Below are 12,358 nucleotides of genomic sequence, written 5' to 3' on the forward strand. Positions count from 1 at the left end.
CCTTTCCACTTCGAAGTGGAAAACAACTCGCTACAAACTATTAACCTTCGCCGTTAGTTTTAACCCGGAGACATTAACGGGGTAAGACGAGTGAATAATGGAGCGGTAAACAACGACGCGGGACGTCTGGCGGACAACATGTTAGCGCAGGTCTACAGCCTGCTGGCCCGCCACAACATCATCCCCAACGCGGTACAGGAACAGATGCTGACCTCGCACGTCCGTGCCATGGCGCACCGTTCGATAACCGGCGAACCACTGCCGGAGGTCGATGCCAGCCTGTTTGACGAGATCTCAGAAGATTCAATGTCACTTGCCCATGAAATCGTGGCGGCGTTTGGCAACCTTCCCAAAGAAGAGGCCTGGCTGCTGTCGGTGCACTTCGAAGTGGCGAAAGACAACCTGTAAGGAGCAAAAGATGGAACAGATTACCGTAGTGATTGGCGATCGCCTGGGCAAAGGTCAGAAAGTGGCGGCCGGTGTGGAAAAAGCGGGTGGACGCGCCGTGGTCGTACCGGGCGTGGCGGCGGATATGAAACTGGGTGACGTCATGCAAGCAGAAAACGCCACCTTTGGCATCTCCTTCTGCGGCAGCGGCGGCGCAGGGGCGATCACCGCACAGACCAAATATGGCTACAAGGCCAAATACGGCATGCGTTCCGTGGATGAGGGCGTCACCGCCATCAACGAAGGCTGTAACGTGCTCGGCTTCGGCTTTATGGATAAAGAAGAGTTAGGCGAGCGCCTGGTGCTGGCGTGGCAGAAAAAGCACGGCGTATGAGCATAAAAGAGCACTTCACCACCACGGTGCGCGTTAACGGCAAAGGCGAGTCGAAATCGCGCGCCTTTGCGGATGCCCTGAACCAGGTTCAGGGCGCGGTGATGAAAGCATCGCCGCATATTTTACTGCGTATAGAGCCACAGGATGTGCAGGTTGTTCATGCGCGTGAAGCGGTGCGCAAAGAAGCATTTCTGTTTTTCTTTCTGCGCCGGGAGCGACGCACGTTCAGCGTGGAGCTGGACGTTACCGTCAACGTGACCGCCATTAATCTCGATAAAGTGGACGTTGTCACGCACACCTGATTTTCACCATAGGGTTTAACTATGTTCCTGATAATTTTAATAAAATCTCTCATCATCGGCGGCCTGGTCGGCGTGGGTGTGGGGGCCGGGGCTGCACGCATGTTTCACGCGCCAACCACCCAGGGGATGGGGGCGTTTCGTACCTTAGGCGAGCTGAACTCCTGTGAAGGGGATCCGGCATCGCACTTCTCCTTTGGACTGGGCTTTTTCTTCAACGCCTGGGCCTCGTCGGTGGCGGCGGGATCCTTCACCCAGGATGTTGATCATCGCATCATCCCGAACTGGGGCGCAGCGGCACTGATGCTCAAAAACCGCAACGTCGGCGAGACGCTGCACGATCCGAAAAAGATGGCCATTGCCTGCGGCGTGATCGGCATGATCGTCGTCGCCTTCCTCAACTCCACCGCCTCGGCAGTACCGGCGGCCTTACAGGTGACGGCGGTAAAAGTGCTGGTGCCGGCGGCTAACCTGCTGGTTAACACCGTGATGCCGGTGATCTTCTGGCTGGCGGCGATTGATGCCGGTAAAAAGTCTGGCTTCTGGGCGACCATTTTCGGCGGCGCTGCACAGCTGATCATGGGCAACGCCGTACCGGGTCTGGTGCTCGGCATTCTGATCGGCAAGGGCGTGGAAGAGAGCGGCTGGAACCGCGTCACCAAAGTGATGATGGCCGCTATCGTTGCGCTGTTTGTGCTGAGCGCCTTCTTCCGTGGCTTCGACATGAAAATGATCGAATCTTTCCACCTCACCGTGCCGAACTGGCTGGATCTGATCCACAACGCGGTAAGCGGCAAATAACAGGAGCCTGACATGGAACAGAACAAAGGTTTTTGGTACGCCGACTGGTCATTCCCGATCTTCGTTGGCCTGCTCTCGTCCGGCGTCTTTGCCGGGACACACATGTACTACCTCTACGGCATCGGTGCGTTTAACGAAGTGGCTTTTGTGTCGATGCTGCGGGCAGGCATGGACACCGGCGTCTACGGTGCCGTGGCAGCATTCGGCGCGAGCTTCCTGTTTGCGCGCATCATCGAAGGCTCGCTGGTGGGTATCCTCGACATCGGCGGCGCGATCCAGACCGGCGTCGGCTTAGGCGTCCCGGCGCTGCTGTTAGGCGCGGGCTTTGTCTTCCCGGTGGCGAACTTTGGCGCGTCGCTGGTTACTGGCCTGCTGATTGGCCTGGCGATCGGTTACCTGATTATTCTGGCGCGTAAATTCACCATCAATCAGAGCGACTCCACCTACGGGGCCGACGTGATGATGGGCGCGGGTAACGCCTCCGGGCGCTTCCTTGGGCCGCTGATCATTCTCAGCGCAATGGCGGCGTCGATCCCCATCGGGATCGGATCGCTGATCGGCGCGCTGCTGTTTTACATCTGGCAGAAGCCGATCACCGGCGGGGCGATCCTGGGCGCAATGATCCTCGGCTCCATCTTCCCGGTCGCGCTGTAATCAATCTCAAGGAGATGCGCATGTATGATTTACTCCTGCGCCGTGCGCGGCTGGTGGACGATACGATCGTCGATATTGCCGTGCAGGACGGGCAGATCGCGGCGATCGGCGAGATCGACGCCGGGGCCGCGAAAACCCTCGATCTGAACGGCGAGCACTATGTGAGCGCGGGCTGGATCGACTCTCACGTTCACTGCTACAGCCGCTCGCCGATCTACCGCGACGAGCCGGACAGCATCGGCATCGCCACTGGCGTCACCACCGTGGTGGACGCGGGCAGCACCGGTGCCAATGATGTGGACGATTTTTACACCCTGACGCGCAGCGCGGTGACGGAGGTGTTCGCGCTGCTCAATATCTCCCGCGTCGGGCTGATCGCCCAGAACGAACTGGCGGACATGGCGAATATCGACGGTGCGGCGGTGCGGGCGGCGGTCAAACGCCACCCGGACTTTATCGTCGGGCTGAAAGCGCGCATGAGCAGCAGCGTGGTGGGTGACAACGGCATCGCGCCGCTGGAGCGCGCCCGCACCTTCCAGAAAGAGAACGGCGATCTGCCGCTGATGGTGCACATCGGCAACAATCCGCCGAACCTCGACGACATCGCCGCGCGGCTGAACGCCGGGGACATCGTCACCCACTGCTATAACGGCAAACCGAACCGTATTCTGACGCCCGCCGGTGAACTACGCGCCTCAATGATCGACGCCCTGCGGCGCGGCGTGCGCCTTGACGTCGGCCACGGCAGCGCCAGCTTCAGTTTTGAGGTGGCGAAGCAGGCGATCCGTCTGGGCATTTTGCCGCACACCATCAGCTCGGATATTTATTGCCGCAATCGTATTAACGGCCCGGTGTTTTCGCTGGCGCGGGTGATGTCGAAATTCCTCGCTATCGGCATGTCGCTGCCGCAGGTGATCGAATGCGTCACCGCCAGCGCCGCCGACGGCCTGCGGCTGAAACGCAAAGGCCGCCTGGCGCCAGGCTTTGACGCCGATCTGACGATTTTCGACTGGCGGCACCAGCCGGTGCTGTTCACCGATGCAGAAAACGACAGCCTGCATGCCGACAGCGTGCTGGTACCGCTGGCGGTGATCCGCGCAGGCAAAGGTTATATGACCCCACAAGGGAGTGAAGAACATGTCTTCGATTTATGAAAAATACGCGCTGAAACAAGTGATTAACGCCTCCGGCCGCATGACCGCACTCGGCGTCTCCACCCCGCGCCCGGAAGTGGTCGAGGCGGTGCTGACCGGCATGAATCACTATTTTGAGATGAAAGACCTGGTGAATAAAACCGGGGACTACATCGCAAACTTGTTAGAGGTCGAGGGCGCGACGGTCGTCTCCTGTGCCTCGGCAGGCATTGCACAGTCGGTAGCGGCGGTGCTGGTGAAAGACAGCGACTGGCTACTGGAAAACCTGCACAGCACGGTAATTGAGAACAACGAAATCGTGCTGCCGCGCGGCCATAACGTCAACTTTGGCGCGCCGGTTGGCACCATGGTGGCGCTGGGCGGCGGTAAAGTCGTGGAAGCCGGTTACGCGAACGAGTGCTCAGCAGCGCAGCTGGCGGCAGCTATCACCCCGCGTACGGCGGCGATCATGTACATCAAATCGCACCACTGCGTACAGAAAAGCATGCTCAACGTCGAACAGGCTGTCGTGGTGGCGCGTAAGCACAATCTGCCGCTGATCGTTGATGCCGCCGCCGAAGAAGATTTGCAGTGCTACTACCGCGCCGGGGCGGATCTGGTGATCTACAGCGGCGCGAAAGCTATCGAAGGGCCAACCAGCGGGCTGGTGATCGGCAAACAGCAGTATGTCGAGTGGGTGAAACGCCAGACGGCGGGCATCGGGCGTGCCATGAAAGTGGGTAAAGAGGGCATTCTTGGCCTGACCTGCGCCATCGAACACTACCTCACGGCGCAGAAAGAGAGCGGCGCGGAAATGGTGGCAAAAATGACGCCATTCATTGATGGACTGAATACGCTGGACGGCGTGACGGCCCGCATCGTGTGGGACAGCGCCGGACGTGACATCGCCCGCACAGAGATCAAATTTGATGAAGCCGTCACCGGTATTGCCACCGGCGAGCTGGTTAACGCGCTGAAAGAGGGCGAGTACGCCATCTATTTCCGTGGCTATAAAGCCAATGAAGGCATTATCGAAGCCGACGTGCGCAGCGTCAGCGCCGACCAGCTGGACATTATTATTCGCCGCATTGCCGACGTGCTGAACAAGGAGCAAACCGCATGACCCTGACGCCCAATTTCTACCGCGATCGCGTCTGCCTGAACGTGCTGGCAGGCTCGAAAGAGAATGCCCGTGAAATCTACGACGCCGCCGAAGGCCATGTGCTGGTGGGCGTGCTGTCGAAGAACTATCCGGACGTGGCGAGCGCCGTGGCGGATATGCGCGAGTATGCCGCGCTGATTAATAATGCGCTCTCCGTCGGCCTGGGGGCCGGGGATCCCAACCAGTCGGCGATGGTCAGCGCTATTTCCCGCGAGGTGCAGCCGCAGCACGTCAACCAGGTGTTTACCGGCGTCGGGGCCAGCCGCGCGCTGCTCGGCCAGACGGACACCGTGGTCAACGGTCTGGTTTCGCCCACTGGCACGCCGGGGCAGGTGAAAATCTCCACCGGGCCGCTCAGTGCGGGCGCACCGGCGGGCATCGTGCCGGTAGAGACTGCCATTGCGCTGTTAAAAGACATGGGCGGCAGCTCGATCAAATACTTCCCGATGGGCGGGCTGGCGTGCCGTGAAGAGTATCAGGCGGTGGCGGAAGCCTGCGCCCGCCACGACTTCTGGCTGGAGCCGACCGGCGGTATCGATCTGGAGAATTACAGTGAGATCCTGCGTATTGCGCTGGACGCCGGGGTACCGAAAATCATTCCTCATATTTATAGTTCGATTATTGATAAAGTAACCGGTCACACCCGCCCGGCAGACGTGCGCCAATTGCTGGCGATGACCAGGGCGCTGCTGCCGTAACCAGAGGACACCGACGTGCGATTTCCGAACCAACGTTTAGCGCAGCTGTTCGACATGCTGCAAAACGAGACGCTGCCCCAGGACGAACTGGCGCAGCGGCTGTCGGTATCCACGCGGACCGTGCGGGCCGATATTACCGCGCTGAATGCCCTGCTCGCCGGCCACGGCGCGCAGTTTATCCTCAGCCGCGGCAACGGTTACCAGCTAAAAATCGCCGACGCCACGCGCTTTAACGCCCTGCAAACGGCGTCACCGCGCGCGCTGCGTATTCCGCGCAGCGGGCAGGAGCGGGTGCACTATCTGGTGGTGCGCTTTTTGACGTCGGCGTTCTCCCTCAAGCTGGAAGATTTAGCCGATGAATGGTTTGTCAGCCGGGCGACGCTGCAAAGCGACATGACAGAAGTGCGCGACTGGCTGCAACGCTACCATCTGACGCTGGAAACGCGCCCGCGTCACGGCATGAAACTGTTCGGCAGCGAAATGGCGATCCGTGCCTGTCTGACGGATCTGCTGTGGGAACTGGCGCAGCAGGACCCTCACAGCCCGTTGTTAACCGAAGAAACGCTGAACCGCGGCGTGCCGGAACAGCTGGAAACGCTGCTGCATCAGTGCTTTACCCGCCATCACATTCGCCTGACCGACGAAGGCGAGCTGTTTATCCGTCTGTACTGCGCGGTCGCGGTGCGACGCATCAGCGAAGGCTATCCGCTGTCGGAATTCACAGCAGACGACGGTGATGAAAACGTCCATCTCGCCGCGCGGGAGATCGCCGCCACCCTGCAACAGCTGGCGCAAAAACCGCTCGCCCCGTCGGAAGAGGCGTGGCTGCGGGTGCACATAGCCGGGCGGCAGGTACAGGAGATCGCCCCCAGCGCGATCAATGCCGATGACGACGAAGCGCTGGTTAACTATATCCTTGGCTTTATCAATACCCACTACAACTACAACCTGCAAAACGATGCCCAGCTGCATGCGGATCTGCTGACGCACATTAAGACCATGATCACCCGCGTGCGCTACCAGATCATGATCCCTAATCCGCTGCTGGATAACATCAAACAGCACTATCCGATGGCGTGGGACATGACCCTTGCGGCGGTGTCGGGCTGGGGCAAATACACGCCCTGGACGATCAGTGAAAACGAAATTGGCTTCCTGGTGCTGCATATCGGCGTTGGTCTTGAGCGGCACTACAACATCGGCTATCAGCGGCAGCCGCGCGTGCTGCTGGTGTGCGATGCCGGTAACGCCATGGCGCGGATGATCGAAGCGGTGCTGCAACGCAAATACCCGCAGATTGACGTCACCAGCACGGTGACGCTGCGGGATTACGAACAACGCGAGAGCATCAGCGAAGATTTTGTTATTGCCACCGCGCGCATCAGCGACAAAGACAAACCGGTGGTCACCATCGCGCCGTTCCCCACGGATTACCAGTTAGAGCAGATCGGCAAACTGGTGCTGGTGGATCGCACGCGACCCTGGATGCTGGAGAAGTATTTTGATGCCAGCCATTTCCGCATTATCGATCGCACGGTGGACCAGCAGACGCTATTTGCGATGCTGTGCAGCCAGCTGCACGAAGAGGGCTTTGTCGATGCAGAGTTCGTCGAGTCGGTGGTGGAGCGTGAGGCCATTGTCAGCACCCTGCTCGGCGACGGGATCGCGCTGCCCCACGCGCTGGGCCTGCTGGCGAAAAAAACCGTGGTCTATACCGTGCTGGCACCGGAGGGGATCCAGTGGGGGGATGACGTCGCACATATTGTTTTCCTGCTGGCGATAAGCAAAAGCGAATATGAAGAAGCGATGGCGATCTACGATATTTTTGTGACGTTTTTGCGTGAACGCGCAGTGACCCGCTTATGCGCCTGCAAAGACTTTACCGAATTTAAAACCGTCGCCATGGAATGCGTGAGCCGATTTTAATTAAGGTAACGTTTTTATATTTCTGTCTGCGCTAGCGGGTATTTTTAATTTTACAAGTTTTCCCACGACGTTATTTATGTGTTTGGTGGAAGATCCTGCGGCAGTATTTCCTGCCCGGTAACGGCATCGACAATTTGCTCTGAGCCATCAGGATGTTTGGTCACAGATACCAGCCGGCCGCCATACAGCGGGATACCGGACATCTCCAGCGTGTAATCCGTTTTCTTAATTTCCTGCTTCTTAAGTTCTTGCTGCTTCTTGATTTCTTCCAGCGTCTGCGAAGACAAGGTGATCTTCGTTCCGCTCTCTTCGGCGTCCAGCGCCGACTTGTCAGTATTAACGTCTGTGGATTTACTGTTATTCCAGACAGTCGGGTTATTATCGTGATTAGATAAAAGCGATTCACCGTGCGTATTTGTCGCGGTGATTTTTTCAATACCGTTCATCATCATCTCCGGGTCGAAAATGCAATAGGGGACAGGACGCGGCGCGTGCTTTTTTGAGCGCGCAAGGCATCTGCAAGGGATAAACGTGACTAAAAGGTTATCGGCGGCGTAGCGAAATAATTTAATACAAAATAATCAACGCCCGGTCGTTCTGTTTTTTTGAAGGATAAGTACAAATTGTTCTACTTTCACTATTGCGCCGTCAGGCTTACTCTGTAACAACAGCCGACAGAATTTGAAGTGAAAAACATTCAGGAGAACCTATGTCAGACAACTTTATTTCGCTCGCGACACAACGCCGAACCATCTATGCACTGGGCAAGGAATTGCCGGTATCGGAAGATGAAGTGATTGCCACCATTCAGGAAGCCATTCGTCAGGCGCCATCGGCATTCAACTCGCAGAGTTCTCGCGCGCTGATCCTGCTCGGCAACGAACACAATAAATTCTGGGAGCTGGTGCGTGAACAGTTGAGAAAAATTGTTCCGGCAGAGAGCTTCCACGCCACCTCCGACAAGCTGGACGGTTTCGCCGCCGCCGCGGGTTCGGTACTGTTCTTCGAAGATCAGGACGTGGTTACCCGTCTGCAGGAGCAGTTTGCCGCTTATGCTGATAACTTCCCGGTCTGGTCAGAACACAGCACCGGTATCGCCCAGTATGCGGTATGGCTGGCACTGGCAGAGAAGGGCATTGGCGCGAACCTGCAACACTACAACCCGCTGGTTGACGTAGACGTGCAGCAGACCTGGAATATCCCGGCCAGCTGGAAACTGCGTGCACAGATGAACTTCGGTGCGATCCTGGCACCCGCAGGCGACAAAGCCTTTATGGATGACGACAAACGTTTTGTCATCGCCCGTTAATTAAAAATGCCGCCAGAAGGCGGCATTTTTATTAATGTAGGTCGGGTAAGCGCAGCGCCACCCGACAAATCAGGCCAACTACCGCAAATAATGTACGACCTGGTTGCTGCTGCCGCGCCAGATCAGCGACGGATCTTTCAGATCCTGCACAAACTTCCCGTCTACCAGCACGTTAATCAGATCCACCACCGCCCGTTGTGCGGCATTCAGCTCATCAAGCTTATAACCTGTCCACACCCAAATATCTTTGCCGGGACATTCGGCACGAATGCGTTGCATCAGCGCCAGGATCTCCGGCACGTTTTGCGGATGCAGCGGATCGCCACCCGACAGGGAGATCCCCTGGCGTTTGATCCGCGTGTCGTTCAAATCACCGATAATTTGATCGGCCATCTCGCGGGTAAACGGCTGCCCGGAATTGAGCCGCCAGGTGCTTTTGTTGTAGCAGCCGGGGCACTCGTGCACGCACCCGGAAACAAACAGCGTGCAACGTGTTCCGGGGCCGTTCACGATATCGGCGGGGTAATATTGATGAAAATTCATACTGTATAACCTTGCCGGGTGGCGCTTCGCTTACCCGGCCTACAAATACTCAGTATAGAGAGCTTCCCACCCTCACCCCGGCCCTCTCCCTGAGGGAGAGGGAGAACGCCGGACTGTTCCCTCTCCCTCAGGGAGAGGGTTAGGGTGAGGGGAAAAAACGTTAACCGATCTGCCCGTTCCCTAAATGCTTCACGCGGCGCTTCACTTCTTCCTGCTTACCGGCGTTAAACGGTCGCGCATCCGGGCTGCCTAAATATCCGCACACGCGGCGGGTCACCGACACCCGTGTGGCGTCGTGGTTGCCGCATTTCGGACAGGTGAAGCCTTTGCTGGTGCACTCGAACTCGCCGGTAAAGCCGCACTCGTAGCACTCATCAATTGGCGTGTTGGTGCCGTAATAGGGCACATGCTGATAGCTGTAATCCCATACGTCTTCCAGCGCTTTCAGGTTGTGCTGAATGTTCGGGTATTCGCCGTAACAGATGAAACCGCCATTCGCCAGCGGCGGGTAGGGGGCTTCGAAATCGATTTTGTCGTACGGGTTCACCTTCTTCTCCACGTCGAGGTGGAAGCTGTTGGTGTAATAACCTTTGTCGGTGACGCCCGGCACCACGCCGAACTCGGCGGTATCCAGACGGCAGAAACGATCGCACAGGTTTTCGCTCGGCGTACTGTAGAGGCTAAAGCCGTAGCCGGTCTCTTCTTTCCACTGATCCACCGCCTGACGCAGACGTTCGACGATGGCAATGCCTTTGGCGCGCAGCGTCTCGCTGTCGTACATATGCGTGCCGCCCGCCAGAGCGTTAATGGTTTCATGAATCCCGATATAACCCAGCGAAATAGAAGCGCGTCCGTTTTTGAAAATCTCCGACACTTCATCGTCGGCTTTCAGACGCACGCCGCAGGCCCCTTCCATGTAAAGGATCGGGGCAACGCGGGCTTTCACCCCTTCCAGACGAGCGATGCGCGTCATCAGCGCTTTCCGCGCCAGTTGCAGGCGGGCGTCCAGCAGTTTCCAGAACGTGGCTTCGTCGCCTTTGGCTTCCAGCGCGATACGCGGCAGGTTCAGGCTGATCACGCCGAGGTTGTTACGCCCGTCGTGGATCTGCTCGCCATTTTCATCTTCCCATACGCCGAGGAAGCTGCGGCAGCCCATCGGGGTTTTGAACGAGCCGGTAACTTTCACCACCTGATCGTAATTGAGAATGTCCGGGTACATGCGCTTGCTCGCGCATTCCAGCGCCAGCTGTTTGATGTCGTAATTGGCATCACCGGGTTTATGGTTCAGACCGTCGCGGATGGCGAACACCAGTTTCGGGAACACGGCGGTTTTACGATTTTTGCCCAGACCGGCAATACGGTTACGCAGGATCGACTGCTGGATCAGGCGTGATTCCCAGCTGGTTCCCAGACCAAAACCAAAGGTGACGAACGGCGTCTGGCCGTTGGCGGTGTGCAGCGTGTTGACTTCGTATTCCAGCGACTGGAAGGCGTCGTAGCACTCTTTTTCGGTGCACGACCGCGCGTAACCGTCTGCATCGGCGATCTGCCACGCTTCGGCAGTTTTACGGTGTTTTTTGAAGCTGGCGGTGACAAAAGGTGCCAGCACTTCGTCGATGCGGTTGATGGTGGTGCCGCCGTAAATATGGCTGGCAACCTGGGCGATGATCTGCGCGGTGACCGCCGTGGCGGTGGAGATGGATTTGGGCGGTTCAATCTCGGCGTTACCCATTTTAAAGCCCTGGGTCAGCATGCCTTTCAGATCGATCAGCATACAGTTAAACATCGGGAAGAACGGCGAGTAGTCGAGATCGTGGTAGTGAATATCCCCGCGCTCGTGCGCCAGCACCACGTCGCGCGGCAGCAGATGCTGACGGGCGTAATGTTTGGCCACAATACCCGCCAGCAGGTCGCGCTGGGTCGGGATCACTTTGCTGTCTTTGTTGGCGTTTTCGTTCAGCAGCGCGGAGTTGGTTTGCTCCACCAGACCGCGAATTTCCTGATTCAGACGGCCACGTTTTTCACGGGCAATATCGCGGTCATGGCGATATTCAATGTAGGCGCGCGCCAGTTGCTTGTACGGGCCGGACATTAACTGGTTTTCTACCGCGGTCTGAATGTCGTTAATATCGACCTGACTGCGGTCCTGCATCTGCTGGCCCACGACCTCTGCGACGGTGGCGCAATAGTCTGCGTCATCGACTCCCGCTGCTTTAGCTGCACGCAAAATTGCTTCCTGAATGCGCTCTGAGTTGAAAGGCACTTTACAGCCATCTCGTTTCATCACATGCGGTGTCATGATCTCTCCATTAGTAAAAAACAGGTTATCCACAGAGGCGGGAATTTATTCACGGGCTGTATTCGTTTGTGTCATCAGCCTTTCCCGCTCCGCTGGCCTTTTTTATCCACAGTATTTACGATTAAGCGTGGTGCAATAATAGTCGATAAATACAACATGTAGGGCCAGCGACGGATTCTAAGCCCTGTATATAGTGATTTGCATCAAACATGTTTGCGATTTTATTGATGCAGGACAAGGTAAGCCGGAGACGGTACAGAGCATGGGCGTTGTGGGGAATGTAAATTATGCGCGGGTGTTTCGTGGTTTATTGCGCTCTTATTTGCTCTGGCGAACGGCTTTCACTGTGGGCGCACAGAGCGCGCAGGGGGCGGCCAGTCGCCGCCGCCCCCTGCACCCCCGGGCTTCCGGCAAGAAAATCGCCGCTGCGCGGTGCCCTCGGCTTATCCCTTCCGGCTTCGGGTCGGGCGCGATGCAGCGTCCCTGCAACTCGCGCCCTCAGCCCGCATCCATGCGGGCTGCCCCGGCCGTAAGTGAACGCCTCAGCGATTTTCAGCCGACCCCCACACACTTCCAGATTTCTAAAAAACACCACTCACAGCTTCCTGTAAGTTCAGACAAACACAAAGCCACTCCGTTGCCTTATAAAGAATAAAGATAATAACGCGAGGGGTTGAGTCCCCGCTGAAACCGGCGAGCCGGAGGCCGGATGACGAGGACTGGACGCCAGGGATGGCGGCCAGAGGCGACATG

13 protein-coding genes are annotated in these 12,358 nt (G+C 57.5%); 10 read left to right on the top strand and 3 right to left on the bottom strand.

The window, feature by feature from the left end; all coding sequences use genetic code 11:
* Positions 1 to 90: 90 nt before the first annotated feature.
* Genes KW828_RS17620 through KW828_RS17660 form a run of 9 tightly spaced genes read left to right on the top strand, consistent with a single transcriptional unit; the run spans position 91 to position 7,454 of the window.
* Positions 91 to 408 (top strand): glycine dehydrogenase, encoded by a 318-nt coding sequence (locus KW828_RS17620; RefSeq protein ID WP_088220598.1) that lies wholly within the window; start codon positions 91 to 93, stop codon positions 406 to 408.
* Between the two features lie 10 nt (positions 409 to 418).
* Positions 419 to 781: an SFCGS family glycine-rich protein gene (locus KW828_RS17625; protein WP_218337607.1), complete on the top strand. Its 363-nt coding sequence runs from the start codon at positions 419 to 421 to the stop codon at positions 779 to 781.
* 2 nt (positions 782 to 783) lie between these two features.
* On the top strand, positions 784 to 1,083 hold the full coding sequence (locus KW828_RS17630; RefSeq protein WP_218337652.1) for a DUF4312 family protein: 300 nt from the start codon (positions 784 to 786) through the stop codon (positions 1,081 to 1,083).
* 21 nt (positions 1,084 to 1,104) lie between these two features.
* A complete protein-coding gene (locus KW828_RS17635) occupies positions 1,105 to 1,881 on the top strand; it encodes a DUF4311 domain-containing protein (RefSeq protein WP_218337608.1) in 777 nt (258 codons plus the stop codon).
* Positions 1,882 to 1,893: 12 nt separating this feature from the next.
* The gene (locus tag KW828_RS17640; protein WP_088220601.1) at positions 1,894 to 2,535 is read left to right on the top strand and encodes a DUF4310 family protein; all 642 of its coding nucleotides are present in this window, start codon (positions 1,894 to 1,896) and stop codon (positions 2,533 to 2,535) included.
* Positions 2,536 to 2,555: 20 nt separating this feature from the next.
* Complete coding sequence (locus tag KW828_RS17645) at positions 2,556 to 3,689, top strand: amidohydrolase/deacetylase family metallohydrolase (protein ID WP_218337609.1); 1,134 nt, start codon at positions 2,556 to 2,558, stop codon at positions 3,687 to 3,689.
* Complete coding sequence (locus tag KW828_RS17650; RefSeq protein ID WP_218337610.1) at positions 3,673 to 4,791, top strand: DgaE family pyridoxal phosphate-dependent ammonia lyase; 1,119 nt, start codon at positions 3,673 to 3,675, stop codon at positions 4,789 to 4,791. Before KW828_RS17645 ends, KW828_RS17650 begins: the two co-directional genes overlap by 17 nt.
* A complete protein-coding gene (locus KW828_RS17655) occupies positions 4,788 to 5,528 on the top strand; it encodes a KDGP aldolase family protein (RefSeq protein ID WP_218337611.1) in 741 nt (246 codons plus the stop codon). The genes KW828_RS17650 and KW828_RS17655 overlap by 4 nt, the downstream gene beginning before the upstream one ends.
* A gap of 15 nt (positions 5,529 to 5,543) precedes the next feature.
* Positions 5,544 to 7,454: a BglG family transcription antiterminator gene (locus tag KW828_RS17660; RefSeq protein ID WP_218337612.1), complete on the top strand. Its 1,911-nt coding sequence runs from the start codon at positions 5,544 to 5,546 to the stop codon at positions 7,452 to 7,454.
* 74 nt (positions 7,455 to 7,528) lie between these two features.
* On the opposite strand, the gene KW828_RS17665 is transcribed toward KW828_RS17660, so the two are convergent.
* Complete coding sequence (locus KW828_RS17665; protein WP_218337613.1) at positions 7,529 to 7,900, bottom strand: hypothetical protein; 372 nt, start codon at positions 7,898 to 7,900, stop codon at positions 7,529 to 7,531.
* A gap of 263 nt (positions 7,901 to 8,163) precedes the next feature.
* Between KW828_RS17665 and KW828_RS17670 the strand changes: the two genes are divergently transcribed.
* Entirely contained in the window at positions 8,164 to 8,763 is a 600-nt protein-coding gene (locus KW828_RS17670) for a nitroreductase family protein (protein WP_218337614.1), read from the top strand.
* A gap of 78 nt (positions 8,764 to 8,841) precedes the next feature.
* On the opposite strand, the gene nrdG is transcribed toward KW828_RS17670, so the two are convergent.
* Together nrdG and nrdD are read right to left on the bottom strand one after the other, a co-directional pair.
* Positions 8,842 to 9,306, bottom strand: coding sequence for an anaerobic ribonucleoside-triphosphate reductase-activating protein (gene nrdG, locus KW828_RS17675; RefSeq protein ID WP_218337615.1), 465 nt, complete (start codon positions 9,304 to 9,306; stop codon positions 8,842 to 8,844).
* A 160-nt stretch (positions 9,307 to 9,466) separates the two neighbouring features.
* A complete protein-coding gene (gene nrdD / locus KW828_RS17680) occupies positions 9,467 to 11,605 on the bottom strand; it encodes an anaerobic ribonucleoside-triphosphate reductase (RefSeq protein ID WP_218337616.1) in 2,139 nt (712 codons plus the stop codon).
* Between the last annotated feature and the right edge of the window lie 753 nt (positions 11,606 to 12,358).

Source organism: Enterobacter sp. ENT03 (genome assembly GCF_019218745.1).
Classification (GTDB): Bacteria; Pseudomonadota; Gammaproteobacteria; order Enterobacterales; family Enterobacteriaceae; genus Enterobacter_D.